The organism is Algibacter lectus (genome assembly GCF_004368925.1).
Taxonomy (GTDB): domain Bacteria; phylum Bacteroidota; class Bacteroidia; order Flavobacteriales; family Flavobacteriaceae; genus Algibacter; species Algibacter lectus.
In genome coordinates this window covers 1437637-1462639 of sequence record NZ_SORL01000007.1, presented here as the reverse complement: position 1 = coordinate 1462639, position 25003 = coordinate 1437637, and the positions used below count along the sequence as shown (strand labels likewise).

16 protein-coding genes are annotated in these 25003 nt (G+C 33.3%); 4 read left to right on the top strand and 12 right to left on the bottom strand.

The genetic code is table 11. The annotated features are described in order from the left end of the window. Window positions 1-64: 64 nt before the first annotated feature. The 5 genes from DFQ06_RS06725 to DFQ06_RS06705 form a co-directional block, all read right to left on the bottom strand. Window positions 65-6448, bottom strand: a complete 6384-nt coding sequence (locus tag DFQ06_RS06725) for a LamG-like jellyroll fold domain-containing protein (RefSeq protein ID WP_133966779.1) — start codon at window positions 6446-6448, stop codon at window positions 65-67. Between the two features lie 182 nt (window positions 6449-6630). Next, window positions 6631-9297, bottom strand: a complete 2667-nt coding sequence (locus DFQ06_RS06720) for a LamG-like jellyroll fold domain-containing protein (RefSeq protein ID WP_133966777.1) — start codon at window positions 9295-9297, stop codon at window positions 6631-6633. A gap of 559 nt (window positions 9298-9856) precedes the next feature. Continuing rightward, complete coding sequence (locus tag DFQ06_RS06715; protein ID WP_042498245.1) at window positions 9857-10876, bottom strand: UDP-glucose--hexose-1-phosphate uridylyltransferase; 1020 nt, start codon at window positions 10874-10876, stop codon at window positions 9857-9859. A 23-nt stretch (window positions 10877-10899) separates the two neighbouring features. Further along, window positions 10900-12048, bottom strand: a complete 1149-nt coding sequence (galK, locus tag DFQ06_RS06710; protein ID WP_133966775.1) for a galactokinase — start codon at window positions 12046-12048, stop codon at window positions 10900-10902. A gap of 17 nt (window positions 12049-12065) precedes the next feature. Continuing rightward, complete coding sequence (locus DFQ06_RS06705) at window positions 12066-12944, bottom strand: aldose 1-epimerase (RefSeq protein WP_052415208.1); 879 nt, start codon at window positions 12942-12944, stop codon at window positions 12066-12068. A 163-nt stretch (window positions 12945-13107) separates the two neighbouring features. Between DFQ06_RS06705 and DFQ06_RS06700 the strand changes: the two genes are divergently transcribed. Next, on the top strand, window positions 13108-14694 hold the full coding sequence (locus tag DFQ06_RS06700) for a solute:sodium symporter family transporter (RefSeq protein ID WP_133967206.1): 1587 nt from the start codon (window positions 13108-13110) through the stop codon (window positions 14692-14694). Between the two features lie 783 nt (window positions 14695-15477). Here DFQ06_RS06700 and rplS read toward each other — a convergent pair. From rplS to DFQ06_RS06665, 7 genes are all read right to left on the bottom strand, one after another. Then, window positions 15478-15828 (bottom strand): 50S ribosomal protein L19, encoded by a 351-nt coding sequence (gene rplS, locus DFQ06_RS06695; protein WP_042502860.1) that lies wholly within the window; start codon window positions 15826-15828, stop codon window positions 15478-15480. 350 nt (window positions 15829-16178) lie between these two features. Continuing rightward, window positions 16179-16904, bottom strand: a complete 726-nt coding sequence (locus DFQ06_RS06690) for a tRNA-uridine aminocarboxypropyltransferase (protein WP_231961871.1) — start codon at window positions 16902-16904, stop codon at window positions 16179-16181. A gap of 115 nt (window positions 16905-17019) precedes the next feature. Continuing rightward, window positions 17020-17652 (bottom strand): hypothetical protein, encoded by a 633-nt coding sequence (locus DFQ06_RS06685; protein WP_133966773.1) that lies wholly within the window; start codon window positions 17650-17652, stop codon window positions 17020-17022. Between the two features lie 62 nt (window positions 17653-17714). Continuing rightward, window positions 17715-18392, bottom strand: coding sequence for a tRNA (guanosine(37)-N1)-methyltransferase TrmD (gene trmD / locus DFQ06_RS06680; protein ID WP_042498253.1), 678 nt, complete (start codon window positions 18390-18392; stop codon window positions 17715-17717). 138 nt (window positions 18393-18530) lie between these two features. Further along, complete coding sequence (locus tag DFQ06_RS06675; protein WP_133966771.1) at window positions 18531-19145, bottom strand: tRNA (guanine-N1)-methyltransferase; 615 nt, start codon at window positions 19143-19145, stop codon at window positions 18531-18533. Window positions 19146-19278: 133 nt separating this feature from the next. Beyond that, window positions 19279-20727, bottom strand: coding sequence for a glyceraldehyde-3-phosphate dehydrogenase (locus DFQ06_RS06670; protein ID WP_133966769.1), 1449 nt, complete (start codon window positions 20725-20727; stop codon window positions 19279-19281). Between the two features lie 206 nt (window positions 20728-20933). Then, a complete protein-coding gene (locus DFQ06_RS06665) occupies window positions 20934-22343 on the bottom strand; it encodes a trypsin-like peptidase domain-containing protein (RefSeq protein WP_042502854.1) in 1410 nt (469 codons plus the stop codon). Between the two features lie 321 nt (window positions 22344-22664). Between DFQ06_RS06665 and dapF the strand changes: the two genes are divergently transcribed. The 3 genes from dapF to mltG are packed head-to-tail and all read left to right on the top strand — an operon-like array spanning window position 22665 to window position 25003. Next, window positions 22665-23438 carry a diaminopimelate epimerase gene (dapF, locus tag DFQ06_RS06660; RefSeq protein WP_133966767.1) on the top strand — a complete coding sequence of 258 codons (774 nt, stop codon included), beginning with the start codon at window positions 22665-22667 and terminating at the stop codon, window positions 23436-23438. Further along, window positions 23435-23959: a GNAT family N-acetyltransferase gene (locus tag DFQ06_RS06655; protein ID WP_133966765.1), complete on the top strand. Its 525-nt coding sequence runs from the start codon at window positions 23435-23437 to the stop codon at window positions 23957-23959. Before dapF ends, DFQ06_RS06655 begins: the two co-directional genes overlap by 4 nt. After that, entirely contained in the window at window positions 23960-25003 is a 1044-nt protein-coding gene (mltG, locus tag DFQ06_RS06650) for an endolytic transglycosylase MltG (RefSeq protein WP_042502850.1), read from the top strand. It begins immediately after the preceding gene.

Sequence of the window (25003 nt, the reverse complement as noted above, 5' to 3'; positions counted from 1 at the left end):
AAGCGTCCTGAAAATTAATTTCAGGACGCTTTTTTTTCATATAAATACTATGTTGAGTGTTTATCTATTCTATTAATACCTTATTGGTAACAATACCATTATCGGTGTTTAGTTTTATAATATATGATCCTGAACTAAGATTTTCAGTAGCTTGAATTATAGACGTTTGATTCGATTGAGTGTTGAAGTTATAAACAGACTGACCTAACATATTAAAGATTTCTGTAGACTTTATGTAAAGTGCATTCGGATTGCTAATAACAACACTTTCATTATCGTTAGAAAAGGAAACTAATACAGGTCGGTTTATCAACTCTAAAGGTTTTGTTCCTAAAGTTTCCGAACTGTTTGTAAACGTAATTTCAAAACGATCGAGGTATTTACCTGCAATTAAAGTAACATAGTAATTACTTTCTCTTAAATTGTGATAAAGGTTTAATTCTTTATCATGAAGATAGATGTTGTAAGGCGTTACTTCGTTCTCTATCTCATCGATAGAAATAATATTTACACCTTCGTTTTTTAAGTGAATACCTAAAGGTAAAACGGTTGTTTCGGTAATTTCATTTATACCTTGTATAACGTAGGTGTTATGATCAATTAACCAATACATATCATCAATTTGATAGTCGATGTTTGGTCCATCATAACCCCAATCGTAACCAATAGATGCACTTGGGTCTACGGTAGTTAATAGTTGTCTTTTTATCTTATTTGTAGAGTAAAAACCAATTCTTAACTTCTCTCGTAAATCGTCATGATTATTTGGAGAAGTGTTTGTGTTTTTACTATTAGTAGATTTTAGGAAAACAGAATTAGTGCCATCTTCGGTTTGAAAAACACGTTGTGAGTTGTTAAATTTTATAGTTCCTGTTGCTTCTGCAGTAACAAAAAATCCTTGAGCAACGGGAATGTATCTGCCTGGTGTTTTAGTAGATACACCACCTTGATCAACATTAGGATCACTTGTAGCTTTTGCTGCAGCTGGTACACCACCTGATAGAGAATACGAAGCATAACCGCCTTGGTAGCTACTTAGGTTATGTGAATTTCCTCCCCAGTGTTCCCAAAAATAAAGTGTTCCTGTTGTAGATCCTGGTCCAGCGATAGTAGTACCATTATCTAATATAAAAGCTTTAGCATCAATTGCAGACGGGTAAGGGTTACCAACCAAATATTCGTTACCAGAATTAATAGGTAAGTTAATATCTCCATTATTAGGTTTTCCTTTTAAGAGATAATTTTGCAAATCTGATGGAACTCCAGATCCCGGACCTTTCATTGAAAATCCTTCACCAGGTAACATAGAGCCAGTGTTTCCTACGTGTTGCCATTCTGCATAATTACCTAATGTTCTATTGTTGAATTTCCAAATCCAAGCAGTAGAAATACCTAAAGGCGATACAGTTCCGTTGTAACCTGATGTTAAAAAGTTAACACCATCAAAAATTTCTGGTAATGTATAGCTGTTATTGTTTGAAGTTGTGTTTTGCGGACCAACAGGAGAAGACCAGTAATTATAAGTAAAGGTATCAGCGCTTCCTTGTTGGTTTTTGTGTAAAATCCCCGAACTCGTAACATCTAGTTCACTGTCTACACCTTGTATAAGTTGAGAGTCTTCTTCTAAAGTAAGGGCTCCATTTAATTTTAAGTATCTAGAAACATTTAAACTATCGGAAGCTTTTACTGTTAATGTCGCAGGGCTATCTATTATTAAAGCAGAAACGCTATGTCCGGTGTTATTTGTAATATCATGATTTATTTCCGTAATATTCCAATTTATGTGCGTACCATACATAGCGGTGTTTGGTGCATATTGTACATTGTTATTTAGCCATGTTGTTGCATCTTCCCAGTTTCCGTTTACAGCAGATTTATATGGTAAGGGTGCGGTTTGTGCTTGAATGGTAGTGGTATTGTTTTTTGATGTACCATCTATATTATAGTTTGAATGGTCGGTGGCGGTGTTATCTGTCATAGGGTAATATCCTCTTAAATTAGACCAGCGTAAACCAGAATGAACATCTTGATTAGTAATTTTACCGTTTACAACAGTTCCAGATTGAGCTATTTCCTGATTCATCATATCTTGAATCTGCTGTTGTGTTAAGCCGACATTCCATACACGAACTTCATCTATAAAACCATTGAAGTGATTTTTTACCGAAGAAGCCAAACTACTATCATAACTAGCCCCTATTAAAAAAGATTGAGTATTACTTATAGGTCTTGCTGTGCTCTGGCTTGCAACTAAAACTCCATCGAGGTATAGTGATGCTATACTTCCGTTAAACGATGTTGCCACATGGTGCCAAGTATTGTTGGTAATTTCGAAAGGTGAAGAGAGATCTAAAATAGCATTTCCTGAGTTGTCATACCAAGACAGATTAGGGTAACCATTTTTTATAGTTAAATGATAACCTCTAAGGTTACCTGTTTGGGTTTCTCCTTTTGAAATTATTGCTGCCGTTCCGGAATTGGTTTTTTGAAGTACCCAAGATTCTAATGAAAATTGACTTGTAAAATTATGGTTTCTGCCAAAGTCTATATAATAATCCGTACCATTAAAATCTATAAATGTGTTTTCTAAACAGATTGTGAATGTACCGGTATAGCTATTACTTGAGTATGTGTCTACCGAGATATAATAGGTATCTCCTGGTGTTAAATTAGTAGCCGATAATGTAACATCATCATTTGAAGATGAATATCTAGCACTGTTGACTTCTATAGTTCCGCCATCTTTCCATAAGGCCACTTGAGTTCCTCTCTGTGTACCTTTTTCGTCACCTCTATCAATTAGAATATTAAATTGACCTGAAACTGGAGGAGCAATAAATTTGAACCATCGGTTGTATTTAGGCCCACTATTATTCCAAGCCGTTCCGCTATTTAAATCTGGCGAAGCTCCTCGTGTTGTGTAAATGGCATCTGCAGAACAAGAGTTTATTAATGAAGTGATATCTATAGCGGCTTCATAATAATCATAATCTATTGTATTTTCAATACATAAGCTAAATGCACCACGGTAATAGGCCGCGTTTCTATGATCTACTGAGATATAATACCAATCGCCAATAGTTAAATTGTTAGATTGTAGATTGATGGAGTCCGTGCTATTGAAGTAATTCTCGCTTTTAATTTCGGTTCCTGCAACATCCCAAAGTGCTATATATGGGTAATCCATATTACCGTATGAACCGCCAATTTTTAAATCTGCTTTTAGTTGTGTTGTTGTGGCTTGAAATTTAAACCAGACGTTGTAATTCGGGCCATCGAACCAAGCACTACCTTTATCTCGATCTGCTGTTGCATGAATTGTAGAATACTCAGCATCTCCGGAACACCAATTTGTGGTATGCGGTACTTCTAATGCACCTTCTTTATAATCATAACCTACTTTGTTTTCAATACATAAAGTAAAAGTACCACGGTAATAAATACTATTTCTATGATCTACTGATATGTAATACCAGTCTCCAATAGTTAAATTATTGGTTTGTAGGTTTATGGATTCATTGTTATAGTAATTCGTGCTTTTAATTTCGGTTCCCGCAACATCCCAAAGTGCAATAAAAGGGAAATCTACGTCACCGTTAGTTCCACCAATTTTCACATCTGCTCTTAATTGTGTTGAAGTAGCTTGAAACTTAAACCAAACGTTATAGTTAGGGCCATCAAACCATGCGGTACCTTTATTGCTGTCGGGTGAAGCATGGACTGTAGAATACTCAGCATCTGCAGAACACCAAGAGTCGGTATGAGGAACTTCAACTGCTCCTTCTTTATAATCGAAATCGACTTTATCTTCGATGCATAAACTAAATGTACCACGATAATTAATATTGTCGCGATTATCTACCGATATGTAATACCAATCTCCAACAATTAAATTGTTTGATTGTACTTTAATAGAACTGTAACTGCTGTAATAATTAGTGCTTTTAATTTCTGTTCCAGCATTATCCCAAATTGCAATAAAGGGGTAGACAATATCTCCGTATGTACCGCCTATTTTTAGTTGCGCACTTATTTGTTGTGCTGTAGCTTGAAACTTAAACCAGACATTGTAATTAGGTCCATCGTACCAGTTGCTGCCTTTAGCTTCATCTGGCGACGCATTGAATGTTGTATATTCTTCATCTCCGGAACACCAAGAGGTTGTGTGAGGGACTTCAATAGCTCCTTCTTTATAATCGTGACCTACTTTGTCTTCAATACACAACGTGAAATCCCCCATATAATAGATGCTGTTTCTGTGGTCTACAGAAATATAATACCAGTCTCCAATGGTTAAATTATTGGTTTGCACATTAATTGAGCTATCAACGCTGTAATAACGAGCACTTTTTACCTCATTTCCAGATTGATCCCAAAGCGCCATAGAGGCATAGCGTATGTTTTTAGACGGGTCTCCTGTTTTTACTTGTGCGTTTACTTGAGCTGCCGTGGCCTGAAATTTAAACCAGACATTGAAATTAGGTCCATCAAACCAATTAGAGCCTTTGGTGCCATCGGGAGAGGCGTTGTAGGTATTATATTCATCATCGCCAGAACACCAACTTGTGGTGTGTGGTACTTCAATAGCACCTTCTTTATAATCGAAATTTACTTCATCATCAACACACAAAGTAAAACTACCAGTATAATTTGTAGAACTGTGGTTATCGACAGATATATAGTACCAATTTCCAATAGTTAAATTGTTAGATTGAACATTTCTGGTGTTAAGCGCATTATTGTAATTTTTGCTCGTAATTTCAGTACCATCTTCCTCCCAAAGCGCTACGTAAGAATAGCGCATATCTCCTGAGGTACCGTCTTTTTTTACTTCAGCATTTACTTGTGTAGATGTGGCTTTAAACTTAAACCATACATTAAAATTTGGTCCGTTAGCCCATGCAGAACCTTTAACTCCATCGGGAGATGCGTGTACTGTTGAATATTTAGCATCAACAGAGCACCAGTCCGCAGTATGTGGTACTTCAATAGCACCTTCTTTATAATCGAAATTAACCTTATCATCAACGCATAGAGTAAAACTACCACGGTGACCTGTAGAGCCGTAAGTGTCTACCGATATAAAGTACCAATTGCCAATAGTTAAATTCGGAGATTGAACATTAACGTAGTCTCCCGTATAATTGAAATTTGTACTATTAATTTCAGTTCCAGATGCATCCCAGAGTGCTAATAATGGGTATCGACCATCACCTAAGGTTCCTCCATATTTTACTTCAGTATTTATTTGTGTTGTTGTGGCTTGAAATTTAAACCAAACATTTGCGCTAGGTTCGCTAGACCATGCTGAGCCTTTAGCTCTATCTGGAGAGGCGTTAACTGTAGTGTATTCAGCATCGGCAGAGCACCAATTTCCAATATGTGGTATTTCGATAGCACCTTCGTTGTAATCAAAATTAACTTTATCATCAACACAAAAGGTGAAGTTACCACGGTTGCTAGAAGCACTATAATTATCTACCGATACATAGTACCAATCTCCAATGGTTAAATTATTGGATTGTATATTATTAATATTGCCAGTATAGTTGAAATTTGTACTATTAATTTCTAATCCAGATGCATCCCAAAGCGCTAACAACGGGTAGCGAATATCACCCAATACGCCGCCATGTTTTACTTCGGCATTTATTTGGGTTGTTGTTGCTTTAAATTTAAACCATACATTGGCATTAGGATCACTAGACCATGCTGAACCTTTAGGCCCATCTGGAGAGCCATTATCTGTAGTGTATTCGGCATCCGAAGAGCACCAATTTCCTGTATGCGGAACTTCAATAGCGCCTTCTTTATAGTCAAAACCAACTTTATCTTCAATACATAAACTAAAAGTGCCTCGATTACCCAGAGCACTGTAGTTATCCACAGAAATATAATACCATTGGCCAATAGTTAAACTATTGGATTGTACATAAATTGAACTAGAAGCATCGGTATAACGCGCACTTTTAATTTCAGCTGTGGTATGATCCCAGAGTGCTAAATACGGGTTGCGCATACTACCGAGATTCAAGTTAATCTTTACTTGTTCAGCTGTAGCTTGAAATTTAAACCAGACATTAAAGTTAGGTCCATTTGCCCATGCTATTCCTTTCGGGCCATCGGCTGTTGCATTAAGTGTAGTGTAAGCGCCATCGGGAGAACACCAACTTGAACTATGCGTAACAGTTGTGGCATCTATTAAATCATTATTAACAGGCACTTGAGAAAAAGCGACAACAGAATATAGGCAACATATTAAAAAGAATATGGGTGATGCTTTTTTTGGCTGTAATGATTTTAGAAAATAATTTGAATGGTTTTTAGATAACTGAGATAAAGATTTTATCAAAAACAATGGATTGTATTTATTGTTTTTTAAAGACAGTTTTTCTAAAAACGAAGGCATAAAAAACCTTCGAGATTTAATCAGATCTGGTTGTTTCATTAAGACGCTATTATCATAATTCTTGAGAGACTAGAGGGAGGGAGCGTCAATATTATGGAAATAAATTCCTATAAACAAATCTGTTTATCTAGATAAATGTGTTTTTATGGGGGTTTATTTTGGTTTTTTTAGTTTTATAGAAAACTATTTTAAGTGTAATAGTTTTTAAATGAGGGAGTTATTTATTTTTTCAATACTTCTTTACTTAAGACACCATGACTTGTTTTTATTTTCAAAATATATACGCCTGGATGTGTTTTCTCTGCCCTATGTGAGAAATTACTTTTTTTTGTTTTAGTTTCAAGATTGAAAACCGATTGGCCAACCAAATTATACATTTGAATTGATTCGATATAAATCGAAGATGGGTTGTTAATTGCGATGCTGTTTTCTGAATTTGAAAAGTACATATCGATTTTATTATTTTCAAATTCTGTATTAGCTAAAGTTGCTTGCTCGATGAACGTAATTTCGAATCTATTTAAATAAGAACCTGCCGCTAAATAAATAGTATAATCGCTTTCTTTTAAATTATGACTAATATTTAATTCTTTATCATATAGGTAGATATTTAAATCTTCTGGAAAATGCTCTATCTCATCAAGACTAATAGTATTCGCTCCATTGGTTTTTGTGTGAATACCTAAAGGGATTTTTGTAGTTTTATCTATAATATCAATACCTTGAATGCTGAATTTTTCATTATTAATGAGCCAATACATATCATCGGATAATTGATCAATATCTTGAGCATCAAACCCTGAATCGTAACCTGAAGTAGCATGCTCATCTGCAGTTACTAGAAGTTGTCTATGTATTTGGTTTACAGAGTTAAAACCTAATCTAAGCTTTGGTCTGTTATCATCTTCCGCAGCTATTTTAGTATGAGATGATTTGGCAGCGACCTTGTTATGGGTATGAAAAGCGCGTTGTCCGTTATTAAATTTAATATCACCAGAAGTTTTTGCCATCATAAAAAATGCCTGACCAACGGGAATATACTGTCTTGAGGCTTCTAAACTTAAACCGTTTTCTGTTGTTACGGGAGCAGTTTCACCTAGCCAAACAGCAGGAACACTACCAGCAAGTGAGTATGTTGCATAACCACCTTGAAAATCACCAAGGCTATGCGTACCGCCACTATAATGTTCTTTGTAATAAATAATACCTGTTGTAACCCCAGAATGCTCTTCGCTGTTGTCCAAAATAAATTGTTGAGCATCAATAGGAGATGGATATGGGTTGCCCACTAAATATTCGTTTCCGGCATAAACTGGTATGTTTATATCTCCATTATTTGGTTTCCCTTCAATTAGATAGTCTTGTACAACTTTTTCACTACCAGTTCCAGTACCTTTCATCGTAAAACCTTCACCTGGCTTTAAAGTACCAGTACTTCTAACGTGTTGCCAAATTGGGATGTTGTTGTTCATTAAGTTACAATATTTCCAAATCCAATAATCCGCAACTGCAGTTTGTGTTCCATTGTAACCCGATCTCAAAAAGCTTATGTTTTTAATAACATCGGTTAACTTATAATTATTATTGTTTGTTACATTATTAGTTTGTCCTACAGGAGAAGACCAGTAATTGTATGTATATATGTCTCCTTCAAGATTTCTGTTTTGTATTATTTTACCTTGGCTAGTATTAGCAAGAGTACTTTCTAAACCTTGTATTAATTGAGACTTTCCTTTTAAATCAATAATGCCATTTAGGTTTAAATACCAGCTCACGTTTAATTCAGAATCGTTTCTAACCACGTAGGTAATTGGGGTTAAATCTGCATCAGTATTGTCTACAATTAATCCCAAGTGTTTTTGAGTATTAGAATAATATACATCGTTGTGTTTAATGTTTACTATAGACCAATTGTATTTTACAGCATCCGATCCATCTATACCTTTTTCAATATTATTTAAAGCATTTTCTAAAGATCCCGATTTTGTAGTAACAAATGGCATTGGTGCAGATTGCTCTTTAACGGTTTCAATATTATGAATTTTTGCATGTATGGTATTATCACTTATTACGTTAGCAGAATCATATAGCACATTATCTTCAATAACGTCCATACGGTAATACCTTTTTAAGTTTTCCCAAGGTAAAACAGTTGATGTGTTGGTTTCTTCATTAAAATCAGTGATGTTTTTAGGTAAAACACTCCCTTTTACTATACCATTATTATCTTCAATTTCTTGATAGATTATTTTACGAAGTTCATTACTAGAAAGGGCTTTATTAAATAAACGAAATTCATCTATAGAGCCATTAAAGTAGTTACTGCTATTACTTGGGTATTTACCAATTGTAAAGTTTGATGTATCGTGTTGTATGTTTCTAGAAGCAGTTGATCTTGTAGCTTCTGCTTCACCATTAATGTATAACTTAAAATCGTTTGGCTTGTGCGTTACTGTAATTTGATACCATTGATTTGTGTTTAATAATGTTTTACTTGTTAATGTTTTTGAATTTGCAAAAGCACTAATACTTTTATTAGCATTAAGTTGAAGGTAAAAAGCTCGCTGACCAGCAATAATTTGAACATCTTCAGATAAACTATCAAGTTTAATCCATGCCATAATTGATACTTCTTCCCAAGAATCTATTACATAAGGCTCTTCAGCATAATCATCCAAACCATCAAAATAAAGTTCATACTTTCCGTTTACGTTTATAGAAGAATCTCCAACAGTAAGGCTTGTTTCTAATAAAGCTATTTTACTAGTCTCCGAAACTTTTGCAATTAAGTTATATGCACTTAAATTTAAAGGTATCGTAAAACTATAAATTACGATTAGGGTTAATGTGAATTTTTTAAGCCAGCTATATTTGTATGTAGTGCTCATAAGTAGGTGAGGTTTTAGTTAACGCTATAAATCCTTAGGGAGAATTTTGAAAGAAGTTAGGGGGAACTTCTTATAGGTTATTTCTATTTTGCTTCTTCTGTTATTTTTGATGAAATATCTTTTGGGTTAATTGAAATTTGGGAATTGTAAAAAAATAGTTTTTGCTATGTTACCCAATGATTCTTTTTAGATCATTTTTATATCGGTTTTTAGTTCGTATTTTATTTCTTACTGCAAACATATAAAACATTCTAATTAAAACGTTGAAATACATTAATTAATCGTTGAAATACATTTTTGTAAGGAAAAATACTCGTTTATGAGTCTTTTTGAGCTAGATTTCATGTAGAAAACAAAAATATAAACAATGAATTTTTTACATATAATTGCTGTTTTTTGTAAAATATCAATTCGATATATTGAATAACTGTTTAAATGAAGAGTAGAATAAAGTAGATTAAATTTGAAGAAAACTGTTAATAGATTTTAACTTTAAGGCATAAAAAAGCCTTTACAATTTTGATTGTAAAGGCTTTTTTTTTGAAAATATTTTAATGATTTAAAGCAAATCGCGAAGCATTTTAACGGCACTCTCTGCGGTAATATCGCGTTGAGGTGAGCCAAACATTTCGTAACCAACCATAAATTTCTTAACCGTTGCACTACGTAATAATGGTGGATAGAAACTCATATGCCAATGCCAATGATCGTTAGCTTCTCCGTCTGTAGGAGATTGATGGATACCACTAGAGTATGGAAATGATGTATTAAACAGCTTATCGTAAGCTTTAGTTATTACCGAAATAGCTTCAGCATATAGTAAAGTTTCATTTCCTGATAATTCAGATATGTTTCTTTGCTGCTTTTTAGGAGCAATCATAGCTTCAAACGGCCAAACAGCCCAAAACGGAATAAGCACAACAAAAGCATCGTTTTCAAAAATAATACGCTCTTGCTTTTCTAGTTCCTGAGCTAAATAATCGCCTAAAAGACTACTTTTATTTTTGTTAAAGTAGTTTAATTGTTGTGTGTTTTTTTTGTCAACTTCGTTTGGTAACGTAGTCTGACTCCATATTTGGCCATGCGGATGTGGGTTACTACAGCCCATTACCGCTCCTTTGTTTTCAAAAATTTGAACGTAATTTATTAAATCGTTTTCAGCAAGTTCATTGTATTCATGTTGCCAAGCAAAAACTACCTTTTCAATTTCGCTAGGTGTCATGTCTGCTAAACTTTTGGAGTGGTCTGGACTAAAACAAATCACTTTACATATACCTTGTTCGCTTTGCGCTTTTAATAAACCATCCTCAACTTTAAAAACTTTAGAGTCGGTTTGTAAGGCTCCAAAATCGTTAGTAAAAATAAAAACATCCTCATAATTAGGGTTTTTCTCTCCGCTTATTCTAGCATTTCCAGCACATAAATAACAGCTTTCATCATAAGATGGGCGTACTTCATTGTTTACAGCTTCGTTTTGTCCTTGCCAAGGGCGTTTTGCACGGTGTGGAGAAACTAAAACCCATTCACCGGTTAATATATTATAGCGTTTATGCGAAAAATCTTGTAAATCGGTAGTCATTATAATGTCTTTTTAATTTTGAATTATTTTATAAGGTATGTCCCGTCTGAAAGTTCTACGGTGTAAATAGAACAATCTTTATCGAACGCTTTTTTATAGGCTGGTGCTACCGAAGTTTTAAAATCTTCTACGGCATTTTTAGCTATTAAATTTATCGTGCAACCACCGAAGCCACCACCCATCATACGTGCGCCTAAAATATTGTTATTCTTTTTTGCGCTTTCAACTAGAAAATCCAATTCGTCACAACTCACTTTATATTGGTATTGTAAACCGTGGTGCGATCCGTAAATTAATTTCCCCAGCATTTCTAAATCACCATTTTGCATGGCTGCAGAGGCTTGTTCTGCACGCTCATTTTCTTGTATTACAAATAAGGCTTTTTGGTAATCTTCGTCTGTAACTTTATTTTTTACTTTTTCGAGATCAGCTTCATTAGCATCTCTTAAGGCTTTTATGTTAAGCATTTTAGAAATACTCTCGCAAACAGATCGGCGATCATTGTAAGCACTATCAGATAAGCTATGCTTCACGTTAGTGTTGATAAGCATGAGCTCATAATTTTCAAAATTAATTTCAAAAGGTTTAGCTTCAATCGAACGGCAATCCAAAAGTAATGCATGGTTTTTGATACCAAACATACTCGCGTATTGATCCATAATACCGCAATTAACACCCACGTAATTGTGTTCTGCTTTTTGCGAAATAAAAATCATTTCGGTTTTACTTAAACCAAGATTAAACAATTCATTTAAACCAAAAACAACACTATTTTCTAAAGCAGCAGATGATGACATGCCTGAACCCGACGGAATATCGCCTCCAAAAACCATATTAAAATTTTCGATGGTTTTACCTAATTTCTGTATTTCTGCAATAACACCTAAAACATAATTTCCCCAACTTTCTTTTACCATAGGAGCAATAGAATCTATTGAAAAAGAAATGGTGTCCTTAAAATCGGATGCAGAAACAGACGATGTGCTATTCTGCGTTTTATTAATAGCAGCAATAATACCTTTATTTACAGCTGCTGGAAATACAAAACCATCGTTATAATCAGTATGTTCACCAATTATATTTATTCTTCCAGGCGAGAAAACCATTAAAGGCTCTTCGTTAAATTTATCTAGAAACTCCTGTTTAATTTGGTTTACTAAAGTTGTGTTCATAATTTCTTAGTATTATGTTAGTTTAGTTTTAGGCTCCAATCTAATTGGTATGTGGCATTTGGCGCTAAGGTTTTTAGGCCAATTTTATTGTTAAAACTATCGGAAACTCCTGTTGTTGGTTCTATTGCAATTACATTAACTAGGGGTGGAGTATAAGCTTGTAAAAAGCAATTTTCTTCGGAAGAGTTTATGCTTAAATTATAATTAGGCGTTGCAAATTCAACTTCGGTTTTATCTAGCTCCCAACAATCATCTAGTTGTTTGTCTTTTAATAACATTTCAGACGGATCTGGATTGTTAGTGGTTTCTGTCGTAATCATACGTTCGCTAAAAACCATTTTTTTAGTACTTTCAAAAGATAGTAAGCTTTCAGATAAATTACTACTTAAAAAATAAGGATGCCAGCCTAAGGTAAACGGAAAGGTTTCACTATCTGTATTTTTTACCTCTACGTTTAAGTCTAGTGTGGTTTCGGTAATTCTATATTCTAACTGAATAGAGTAGGTAAAAGGAAAACCTTCAGATTTTTTATCTTCCTTATATAGTAGTTTTACAGAAGCGCTATTCTCTGTAGTTGTTTCATCTATAACATCAAACGTCTTATCAAAAACTAAGCCGTGCAAGGCATTATTATTTGGTACTTCATTAACAGGAAACTTATACGTTTCATTGTTGTATGTGTAAGTGCCGTCTTTTATTCTATTTGCAAAAGGAAAAAGAATGGACGATGCATAGGTGTTTTTATACTCTAAAGGACCCAGGTTTTTTATTAAAGTTTGTCCAAAAAGTTTTAATTCTTGAAGGCTCGCACCATCGTTTAAGCAAATTTTGGCGAAAATGGTTTTGCTTGAATTTTCTATTTCAAGTGCTGAATGACTGTGTTTTATACTGTACAAAATGTTTTGTTTAAGGTAATTGGTTTTACAAATATAGGAACTAGACTCACAAATACAAGTGATTTATTAAAAATAAATGTATTTTTTACAATTAATAATGATTTATGTTCTTATTTTTAGATATATTTGAATTTTAAATTAAACTAAACCACACAAACATATGATGCAAATTATATCATTTTTAGGCTTTACTGCCTTGGTTGCTATTATATCTTATTTAGCAACACGAAAATCTAACGAAGATTCCTCGGATGGATATTTTTTAGGAGGAAGAAGTTTAACAGGCGTTGTAATTGCTGGATCTTTATTACTAACCAATTTATCTACAGAGCAAATAGTTGGTTTAAACGGATCGGCTTTTAAAGAAGGAATTTTAGTTATGGCTTGGGAAACGTTAGCAGCGATTGCTATGGTGGTAACAGCTGTATTTTTATTGCCAAGATATTTAAAAGGCGGTATAACAACTGTGCCTCAGTTTTTAGAAAAACGTTACGATAAAATGACCAAAACCATAACATCTGGTTTATTTTTAAGTGGTTACGTAGTTGTATTATTACCTATTGTACTTTATTCTGGAGCTTTGGCCATCAATTCGATGTTTAATGTGCCAGATATGTTGGGAGTTTCTAAAACTGCGGCACTTTGGATTACCGTTTGGGGTATTGGTATTATAGGTTCTGTTTATGCCATATTTGGTGGTTTAAAAGCAGTTGCCGTGTCTGATACTATAAATGCTGTCGGTTTGTTAATTGGTGGGCTATTAATTCCATTTTTTGGATTGTTAGCTATTGGAGAAGGAAGTATAGGTGATGGTGTATCAACTTTAATGGAAATTAATCCTGATAAATTTAAAGCTTTAGGAGGTCCGGAGTCGGCTATTCCTTTTGGAACAATTTTTACAGGGATGATGTTGGTGCAGTTGTTCTATTGGGGAACCAATCAAGCTATTATCCAGCGTGCTTTAGGAGCTAAAAACTTAAAAGAAGGCCAGAAAGGATTGTTATTAGCATCGGGAATAAAAATACTCGGGCCATTAATTGTTGTTTTACCAGGTATTATTGCTTTCCATATGTTTGGTGATACTTTAGAGAATCCAGATGAAGCTTATCCAAGATTAGTAACCGAGGTATTGCCAGCGGGCTCAGTAGGTTTCTTTGCGGCTGTTTTGTTTGGGGCTATTTTAAGTTCGTTCAATTCGGCATTAAATAGTTCAGTAACATTATTCGGAATCGATATTTACAAATCTCACATTAATAAAGAAGCAACCGAAAAGCAAACCGTATTTGCAGGAAAATCTTTTGGGATGGTTTTAGCTATTCTATCCATGTGTATTGCGCCTTTAATTGCAAATGCTCCCGACGGATTATTTGGATACTTGCAAGAAGTAAACGGTTGTTACAGTATCCCTATCTTAACTATTATTGTGGTTGGGTATTTAACAAAGTATGTGCCAGCAATTGCTGCAAAAGTGGCTATTATTTCAGGTGTTGTGCTATATAGTTTAAGTCAGTTTGTAGTAAAACCATTTGTAGTAGGTGCCGATAACTATCCGCATTTTTTACATGTAATGGCAATTTTGTTTGTTCTTAATGTAATTATCATGTTAATCATTGGTAAACTATATCCGCGTAAAGAAGCTTTTGTATTAGAGTTTACAAAACAAGTAGATATTACACCATGGAAACATTTAAAAACCGTTGGTATTGCTATCTGCGTTATAGTAATTGGTATTTACGTGTATTTCTCATAGAGAAACATATAAGATTATTAAAAAGCGTTCATTTTTAAATGAGCGCTTTTTCTTTTTATATAGTATTAAGAACACTTAGATCGGGTTGCATAAACTAGAGTAGAGGTATAAGCCCCAAAAGCTATAAAAAACAAAAGCCATATCACTGCAGAACTTAATCTCCTTTGATATGGCTTTTTTGAAATAGTTTTCTTGTTTTCTTGAATTTAGTAATATTTCACTAAGTCGATTCGAATTTTCATCAAAACCTATTCAATTCAAGTTTGCTATTTCAATTGATATACTACTGTAATTTCAAAATGTATTGACCTATTACACTAATATATCGTGGTAATTGTTTTTCTCGATGTTAAAAGGTGATGGTTTGCTTTCGCTGGTATTTCACAATTAACACAACTTATAAAATTCATTTAAACCTTCGTTTCCATGCCTTATTATAAGTAGTCCATTATTAAAACCGCTTGCCATGTGGCATTTGGTGTTTTACAATGTCCTTTTTTTTTGCTACTCACGCATACACCTGAAGTAACAAAATCTTAAAAAACAATAATTTGTAAGAACGTTATCTTATTTAGAATTAAATGTAAATTCAGTGTTGAAGTGAAACCAACTTTCATTGTCATTATCCTTACAGCTAAGATACAACCACAATACTAAATTTAAAAATTTTTAAGACTCTAGTTATCAACAATTTATGAGCTTAGGTTATTAACATTTGTTAATAAAAAAAGCCTTAAGATAAATCTTAAGGCTTTTAACTTACTGTAAAACAGTGTTTTGTAATTAACGTCTACGCTCAGTAATTCTAGCTTTCTTACCAGTTAAACCTCTGAAGTAGTAGATTCTAGCTCTACGTACTTTACCACGTTTGTTAACTTCTATCTTTTGTAATGCAGGTAAATTAACAGGGAAAATACGTTCTACCCCAATAGTACCAGACATTTTTCTAATTGTAAAAGTTTCAGAAGAACCTGATCCTCTTCTTTGAATAACTACACCTCTAAAGAACTGTGTACGTGTTTTAGTACCCTCTTTAATTTCGTAGTATACAGTAATTGTGTCTCCAGCTCCAAACTCTGGAAAATCTTTTTTTGTTACAAACTCGTCTTGAACAAATTTTACTAAAGATTCCATATCTTTATATTTATTTAATTATTAATTCAGAACAACATTCACGATTCTCGCCAGAGGTTAACCCGAAATTGGCTGCAAAGATACTTAATATTTTAAAACCCACAATTAAAATATTAAATTTAAAACACCAATTAGGGTGTTCCCTTGCAGGTCAGGCTATCCGCTATATCTTTTTGAGAAGGTTTTAGCTATGGTGCTATGGTTTTCTTCTTTTTAAAAGTATAGTTATCAATAATAAATTCAGTCTATTTTAAGTTTCTCAAAAAGGATGCCGCTGCTATCCTTAACACAACTACCTACAAACATTTGGCTACCCGAAAGGTCTAAAACTATCAATAGAGATATTGTATCTATTTTTGTTCAAAAATAATATTCCTTTCCGTATTCTTCTTATACATGGTTTTAGGAGTAATCGCTTTATTCGCAGTAGTGCAATAGTTTTTATTATTTGGGTTTAGCATATACTCTAGTTGATGCTCAATCATTTTTTCAAAAGGAATAAGAAAGTCTTTTGTGTCACATTCTTCTAAATCACTATCCTTAAGTAAATTTAATACCGTGTAAACCGACTCAATAGTACTAAGGCAAAGAGATTCTGGTTGCTGCTTGATAATAAATTTTGATTTTATTGTATTATCAAAACTCACTCTTTTTAATTTCTGCAAGTTTCTGCTTAGTTTAAGCATTTTACGAGCGCAAGGCCAGGTGCCATCAATAAGAAATAGGTTTGCATTATTGCCCATAAAAGAATTTATTTCTAAACTTTCTCTTATTGATAAGTTGAAATTATCTTTCCCAGGGTAAAGTAAAAAAGAAGAACTGTTTTCTTTAGCCAGTATGTCGTTTACACGCTTATTATTGGTGAAATCAACACCAACTATAATTTCTGAATTTTCAAGTTGAAGATTTGTTATATGTCCTGTTCCGCTTTTTTCCTTTTTATATTCCTTAGGATGCATAAGAATAATAAAACGAGTTTTAGTCTTTAAAGGACTAATGTGCTCACAAATACATGTACTTGAAGGTCTCATGCACTTGTAACATGTTATTCTTGGGTTTGTTATTTCTGATTGCAAGGTGAGCTTTTTAATTGGCTATAAGGCTTAATGAAAATCAGATGTATCAAAAATACAACGGCCTTTCATTAAACCTAAAATAGTAATTATTTTTATAAGGTGTTGGGCAGATTATTTATTTTTTCAGAGGTTTAATTCCAAATTCATAAAGGTTAATTCCTGTTTTTGTAGGTTTAAACCGTTCTTCAAATTTAGTTCCAATTCCACAAGCCATCAGTAAAGCTTCTCCTTCAATCACCTCAAATATTTCCATTTTGATATTTTTTTCTACGGACCTTTCCAGAAATTTATATCCAGCAGGATTAAGATTGCTCAAAATAAATGACAATTTAAAAAACTCTTTCCAAGTTAAATTATCTTCAATATGTGCTGAAAATAAATTAGCTAATATTTTTGATTTTTTTGTGTCTAAAAATTTTTCGTTTAACAATAAGATTGTTTCTAAAACGTGATTTCGATGATTTGTGTCTTTTTTAAAGTTCTCTTTAAATATTTTTAGTTTGTTTTCATCGATTTTTTTTGAGTGAAATTCTTCTAAAAAAGTCAGTATTTTTTTTACATTATGTCTGTCAACAATTGAAGATGTAATTTTATAAAAGGAAACCAAAGATTTGACAACAGGAATTTCGCTTAAAAGACTTTCATTCGTTAATGTGTCTAATGCTATTTCAGCGTAATCTTGAGTTAATTCCGATGTAGTATTGAAAATTTCTTTCTCAATACTATCTGTTAAAATTTCTTCTCTCAATTTTTATCGGTTTGATTTTTTTGAATTATTCTCTAACTAAACTAATTATGACCACCACCTTTTTATTCATCCAATAAATCGGGTCTCAATTTTTTAGTACGCTCGTAAGCTTGCTCTTCTCTCCATTTTTCAATTTTAGGGAAATTGCCACTAAATAGTAATTCAGGAACTTTCCACCCTTTATATTCTCTAGGTTTTGTATAAATAGGAGGCGCTAATAAATTATCTTGAAAAGAATCGGTTAGGGCAGAAGTTTCATTACCCAAAACCCCAGGTATTAATCTAATTATTGCATCACAAAGCACAGCTGCTCCTAGTTCTCCACCAGAAAGCACATAATCTCCAATAGAAATTTCGCGCGTAATAAATTGATCACGCACACGTTGGTCTACACCTTTATAATGTCCGCATAAAATAATAATATTTTCATGCATCGATAATTGGTTAGCAATACCTTGCTTTAAGGTTTCACCATCGGGTGTCATGTAAATCACCTCGTCGTATTCACGTTGCTCTTTTAATGCCGAAATACACTTATCAATAGGTTCTACCATCATTACCATACCTGCGCCACCACCAAACTGAGTATCATCAATAGATTTATAGTTATCGGTAGTATAATCGCGTAAATTATGAAAATGCACTTCTACTAAATCGGCTTCAATGGCACGTTTTAGAATAGAAGCTTCAAACGGACTTTTTAATAATTCTGGTAAAACGGTAATAATATCTATACGCATGGCTTGTTTTTATCTGCCACAAAGATAAATGAATTGTTTGGTATTTTTAATTAAGTTTTAGAGCATCATAATTAAAGTTCAGTACAAAAAAAATCCGTAATAAAGATTACGGATTTTAAATATTGTATACTGAAGCGTTTAAGCTTTTTTCTGCTTATTTATTTCGTCTTGCAATTGGCGACGTACTTTTTGCTCACGTTCTAGAGCTGTTTTTCTGTGCTCTTCAAACTCTTCTTCTGTTTCTTCTAAGTTTTTCTTTGCAGCACGAGTAATCGCATTACTGTTATTAAACTTGTAGATAAAGAAAAGTAGAAATACTAATAACCCACCAATAATAGACCACATAAGCACGTTGTAACTCGATTTACTCATTTGTAAACCAAATAAAGCCATGTTGTTTTTTTCGGTATTTGTTTTTTCTAAGTCTGTTTGTGTATTAGAAAGGTTTAGTTTTAAATCAGCAATTTCTTTTGCTTGATTTTTAACTACCAATTGGGTGTCTACTAAATCTTTATGCACTGCTTTTAGAGAATCTAAAGTATGTGCTTTAAGCGTGTAAAGCCATGTTTTCTTTACGGTTTTATAATCTTGCCAGCTGTTAGAACGACGAATAACAAATTCAAACTGGTTATCTATTGAACCACTATTTAAAGATAATTTATCTTCTTCTTGTGTTGCATTGGTTTGAGAAAAAGACGAAAGCGTCAATAAAAACGCGCAAGCTATGAAGAACAGTTGTTTAGTAAAATTCATTTCTAAGAATAATTTTTTTATGGGTTGAATTCGGTTTACGAAGTTATGAAAATATGCTTATAATTAGTTAAAAAGCCTCATTAAAATGAGGCTAATTTATATACGGGTAACATTTTATTTTAGATGTTTTAAACTAATAATAGGTAAACCTTCTAACTTTAGAAACATATTTGGCCAATCTAATAACTTGATGGCTATAACCATATTCATTATCATACCATATATATAGTAGAATGTTTTTGCCATCTTTTCTAACAATAGTGGCTTTACTATCGTAAATTGAAGGGGCAGAACAACCCACAATATCGCTAGATACTAGCTCGTCGCTTAACTCATATTTTATTTGTTCAACTAAATCACCTTCCAAAGCATATTTCTTTAAAATAGTATTTACAGCCTGAAGAGATGTTTCTTTTTCAAGTTCTAAATTTAAAATTGCTAACGATCCGTTAGGTACAGGCACACGGATGGCGTTCGATGTTAGCTTGCCTTCTAAGCTTGGTAAAGCTTTAGAAACTGCGGTGCCAGCACCAGTTTCTGTAATTACCATATTTAATGCGGCTGCACGACCACGACGGTATTTTCCGTGAAAATTGTCGACTAAATTTTGATCGTTTGTATAGGCATGAATAGTTTCTAAGTGGCCACTTTTTATACCAAAAGAATCTTCCATAACTTTTAAAATAGGCGTAATGGCATTGGTTGTGCACGATGCGGCTGAGAAAATAGCATGCTTGTCTGGGTTATTCTCTTTATGGTTTACACCGTATACAATATTTGGTATTCCTTTTCCTGGTGCAGTAAGCAATACTTTATCGACACCTTTAGATTTTAAATGTCTGCTTAAAGCTTCTTTATCTCTAAAAGCACCAGTGTTATCAATAACTAAAGCGTTGTCTATACCAAATTCGGTGTAGTCAATATCTTCTGGGTTATTAGCCGAAATAATTTTTACAGTAGTGCCATTAATAATTAAAGCTTCTTTTTTAACATCAATAGAAACGGTTCCAGAAAAATCTCCATGTACAGAATCGTTACGTAAAAGCGCAGCACGTTTTTCTAAAATTTGTGCATCTATAGTTCCTCGTGTTACAATAGCGCGTAAACGCATTTGACTACCTTGGCCTGTTTTGGCCATAAGTTCTCGGGCTACCAAACGACCAATTCTACCAAAACCATAAAGTATCACGTTTTTAGGATCAATACTTCCGTTTTTGTGAGCATCTTTCAATTTTGAAGCAACAAATGCTGTGGCGTTATTATACTTGTTGTCTTCTGATTGAAACTCGAAAGTTAATTTACCAATGTCGAGCTTGGCTGGTGGCACATCGAGCGTTTTAATGGCTTGTGCAATTTCTACAGAATCGAAAACGGAAATTGGCTTTTGTACAAATTTACCCGCATATTCATGAAGATTTAAAATCTGACTCACATTACGGTCTATAAGTTGGTTTCTAAAAAGAACCAATTCTATAGATTTATCGTACCAGAGATCACTAATAATTTTAATGAATTCTACAGTTGCTCGACGTCTGTCGGCCTGAAATGCTAATTCCTTTTCATAAGTTTTGTTAAAGGACATAATTTAAAAAGTTTAGTTGTAGTTTTTTTGCAAAAATACCATATTTCAAACGTTTTCGTAGATTGTTTGATGACTTTTTTTTCTACTGAAATCTTATTGTTATTTCCTTAGTTTTTACACTCAAATATATAAGGTATGGCAAAAAAGAAACCTCTTTAAAACTTTACGCCTTAAAGAGGTTTCACTAACACAAATTCAAACAAGTTTTATTTAAAAAGAACTTCTTTTCTTTCTTTTCGTGTGTTTATATATTCTAGCTTTTTAATGTTATCTAAAATATCTTCACCATATTTTTCCTTTAGTTTTGAAATATCATCTATACTTTCAATTTTAGTGTCGTTAATTCCGGTAATAATATAGCCTTCGGAAATTCCTAAGTTAGAATACAACCATTTATTCTCTGTGTTCTTAACAATTACACCGTAATCTATTTGGTACTTCTCTTTAAAAGAATCTGATAAATCTTGTAAGTCCATTTTCATGAAATTAACGGTAAACATTTCAGTTTTTGTTAAGGTTACCGACACCGATTTTAAATCGTTCTTTCTGTATAATTCTACATTTACTACATCATTCGGGCGCTTTGTTTTAATGTACCCGCTTAAATCTTCAAATTTAGAAATCTCGATATTGTCTAATTTCTTAATAACATCTCCTTTTTTAATACCTGCTTTTTCGGCTCCAGAGTTTTTAATTACTTCGGCAACGTAAACACCTTCGGCGTAATTTACACCCATTTCTTCCGCTACAGCGCTATTAAAAGTTCCGCCTTGAATTCCTAACACGCCATTTTGTACGTTACCAAATTCCATAATATCTTCAATAACTTTACGTGCAATATTACTTGGTACAGCAAAAGAATACCCAACGTAAGAACCAGTTTGAGATGAAATTGCCGTGTTAATTCCAATTAATTCTCCATTAGTATTAACTAGTGCTCCACCAGAGTTTCCTGGGTTTACGGCTGCATCGGTTTGTAAAAAGGATTGAGAACTTTGCCCTGTTAAATCTCTAGATTTTGCACTTATAATTCCTGCTGTTACCGTAGAGGTTAAGTTGAACGGGTTACCAACGGCTAAAACCCATTCGCCAATTTGCACGCTATCTGAATCTCCAAAAGTAACATATGGTAAATCTTCATCAGCGTCAATTTTTAACAGCGCGATATCCGTTTTTGGATCGGTTCCAACAACTTCAGCAGTATACGTTTTATTGTTGTTTAATGTTACCGAAAGTTCGCTGGCGTTTTTAATAACGTGGTTATTGGTAACAATGTATCCATCGGCATTAATAATTACCCCAGAACCTGTACCCATTTGCGCGCGTTGAGGACTTCTTCCTGAAAAGAAATCTTGCAAGGTCATTTGTCCAGAGCTAATAGTTACGTTTTTTACGTGTACCACAGCATGAACTGTATTATCTGCGGCAGTAGTAAAATCGGTATTTTCGGCAGCATTAAGCGCCATGTTTAAATTATTTGTTGGTAAAAAAGTAGGTTGTTCGCTATTTGCTGCAACAACTACGGTGTTATCTTTTTCTAAAAAAACTTTGTACGTACCAAGAGTTATAACACCTCCTAATACGGATACCATTACTAAGGTTAAAATCTTCTTCATATAATCTATAATTTTGAGTGTTTAAAATCGTGTTCCATCTTTTGAACAATTAAAATTAATTATTTACAGAACATGAAATTTATTTTTAACGATTTTTAACGTACACTTTAACGCCTGTTTAACAGAGGTGTAAAGCGCATTTTTATCTTGGATTGTATTATTAAGATATTTGTAATTAATGCTTTAATATAGGTTTTTATAGTTAAAATGTATTACGAAGTTAAAAGCTGTTTGTTACTTTTATTTTGTGTTTTTATGCATTATTTCCTCATTTTCTCAACAGAAAATTACATTCTTTATTCATATATTTGTTGACATATTATGCAACAGACTTTTTATAAATATCAAGGAACAGGGAACGATTTTGTGATGGTTGATAACCGTCAGCAAGCGTTCAATAAAAGAGATACCAAAAATATTGCTTTTTTGTGCGATAGACGTTTTGGGATAGGAGCAGATGGACTTATTCTTCTAGAAAATCACGATACGCTAGATTTTAAAATGGTGTATTATAATGCCGATGGTAACGAAAGTACCATGTGTGGAAACGGAGGTCGCTGTTTGGTTGCTTTTGCAAAACATTTGGGTGTTATTGAAGATAAAGCTGTTTTTGAAGCTATCGATGGTTTACATCATGCTGAAATTGAAGGAGATATTGTGAAGTTACAAATGTTGGATGTTGATGTTGTGGAAAAGTTTGATAATCATGTGTTTTTAAACACCGGATCGCCGCACCATGTTCAATTTGAAGATGCTATTGAGTATTTTGATATTAAGGAAAAAGGTTCTAAAATTAGAAATGGTGAACCTTATTTTACAGAAGGTACAAACGTGAATTTTGTAAAAAAGGTAAATGATGAAGTTTTTAGAGTGCGCACTTACGAGCGTGGTGTAGAAGATGAAACATTATCTTGTGGAACAGGTGTAACGGCCGTTGCTATTGCTATGCATGCTATAAATGAAACTACGGAAACCTTGATTAAATTAAACGTTCAAGGTGGAAAATTGAAAGTAAGTTTCGATGTTGACAATGGTGTTTACAAAAATGTTTGGCTTATTGGTCCTGCAAAATTTGTATTTAAAGGCGAAATATGATAACTCTAAAAGGCGAACATATCTATTTGCGCGCTTTAGAGCCTGAAGATTTAGAATTTATTCATGCTGTTGAAAACGACGAGGCTGTTTGGGAAATTAGTAATACACAAACGCCATATTCTAAGTTTTTAATTAAGCAATATTTAGAGGAGGCTCACCGAGATATTTACGATGTAAAGCAACTCCGTTTAGTGATTTCTACAAATGAAGATAAAGCTATTGGCCTAATTGATTTGTTTGATTTCGATTTTAAAAATGGACGTGCTGGTATTGGAATATTAATTAAAGATGAAGAAAATAGAAGCAAAGGGGCAGGTAAGGAAGCTTTGGCTTTATTGATAAACTACAGTTTCACTCATTTGGATCTTCATCAGCTTTATTGTAATATTTCCGAAGAAAATACTACAAGTATCAAACTGTTTACCAATCAGGGTTTTGAACAAATTGGATTAAAAAAAGATTGGAACTATATTAATGGTTCTTATAAAAACGAATATTTATTTCAGCTTATTAAAAATTAAATGTACATAAAAAAAATACTTATTGCTATTGCTGTTATTGGGCTTCTTGTAGCCGCATTTTTTGCAAACTTTGTTTACAAAGCAATGCTAAGGCCAAATACGGCTTTTAATAATGAAACGGCTTATGTTTATATATCTAGTAATGCAACTTATAGCGAGGTTAGAAGTCAGTTAGAGCCTTTACTTGATGATATTGAGTCGTTTGATGATTTAGCTGAACAAAAAAAATACACCTCTAATATTAGAGCAGGGAAGTTTGCTATAAAAAAGGGAATGACTAATAACGATATTATTAATTCTATTAGAAGTGGTAATATAGCTATTAAGGTATCTTTTAATAATCAATCTACTTTAGAAAAACTGGCAGGACGTGTTTCTAAAGAAATCGAAGCAGATAGTTTGTCTTTGTTGAAAGCTATGACGGATAAAACGTTTTTAGCCGAAAATAAATTCAATGAAGCCACAGCTTTAGGAATGTATTTACCTAATAGTTATGAGGTTTTTTGGAACACCGATGCAGAAGGTTTTAGAAATAGAATGCTTAAAGAATATAAGCGCTTTTGGAATGCTACTAGAACAAAAAAAGCTGAAGCCATTGGTTTAGAGCCTAATGAAGTGATTGCATTGGCCTCTATTGTTTACGAGGAATCGAAGCAAGCTAGCGAGCAACCAACCATTGCAGGTGTGTACATGAATAGGTTAAGAATTGGTATGCCTTTACAAGCCGATCCTACTTTAAAATTTGCTGCATATCAATTACCTAAGTATAAAAACACAGTAATTAAGCGTGTTTTAAATGTGCATAAAGATATAGATTCACCTTATAATACATATCAAAATCGTGGTTTGCCACCAGGTTTAATTGCCATGCCTGATATCTCGGCTATAGATGCGGTTTTAAATTACCAAAAGCATCAATATCTTTACTTTGCTGCAAATGCTAAAAAGTTTGGCTTCCATAAGTTTGCTAAAACTTTAGCGCAGCATAATGTAAACGCTAGAGAATATCAACGCTTTTTATCTGCTCAAGGTATTAATAAATAG

What these genes read in the sequence shown, in the direction of transcription:
- DFQ06_RS06725 (WP_133966779.1), bottom strand. Translation starts at nt 6,448, where the DNA reads ATGAAACAACCAGATCTGATTAAATCTCGAAGGTTTTTTATGCCTTCG.
- DFQ06_RS06720 (WP_133966777.1), bottom strand. Translation starts at nt 9,297, where the DNA reads ATGAGCACTACATACAAATATAGCTGGCTTAAAAAATTCACATTAACC.
- DFQ06_RS06715 (WP_042498245.1), bottom strand. Translation starts at nt 10,876, where the DNA reads ATGACTACCGATTTACAAGATTTTTCGCATAAACGCTATAATATATTA.
- galK (WP_133966775.1), bottom strand. Translation starts at nt 12,048, where the DNA reads ATGAACACAACTTTAGTAAACCAAATTAAACAGGAGTTTCTAGATAAA.
- DFQ06_RS06700 (WP_133967206.1), top strand. Translation starts at nt 13,108, where the DNA reads ATGCAAATTATATCATTTTTAGGCTTTACTGCCTTGGTTGCTATTATA.
- rplS (WP_042502860.1), bottom strand. Translation starts at nt 15,828, where the DNA reads ATGGAATCTTTAGTAAAATTTGTTCAAGACGAGTTTGTAACAAAAAAA.
- trmD (WP_042498253.1), bottom strand. Translation starts at nt 18,392, where the DNA reads ATGCGTATAGATATTATTACCGTTTTACCAGAATTATTAAAAAGTCCG.
- DFQ06_RS06675 (WP_133966771.1), bottom strand. Translation starts at nt 19,145, where the DNA reads ATGAATTTTACTAAACAACTGTTCTTCATAGCTTGCGCGTTTTTATTG.
- DFQ06_RS06670 (WP_133966769.1), bottom strand. Translation starts at nt 20,727, where the DNA reads ATGTCCTTTAACAAAACTTATGAAAAGGAATTAGCATTTCAGGCCGAC.
- DFQ06_RS06665 (WP_042502854.1), bottom strand. Translation starts at nt 22,343, where the DNA reads ATGAAGAAGATTTTAACCTTAGTAATGGTATCCGTATTAGGAGGTGTT.
- dapF (WP_133966767.1), top strand. Translation starts at nt 22,665, where the DNA reads ATGCAACAGACTTTTTATAAATATCAAGGAACAGGGAACGATTTTGTG.
- DFQ06_RS06655 (WP_133966765.1), top strand. Translation starts at nt 23,435, where the DNA reads ATGATAACTCTAAAAGGCGAACATATCTATTTGCGCGCTTTAGAGCCT.
- mltG (WP_042502850.1), top strand. Translation starts at nt 23,960, where the DNA reads ATGTACATAAAAAAAATACTTATTGCTATTGCTGTTATTGGGCTTCTT.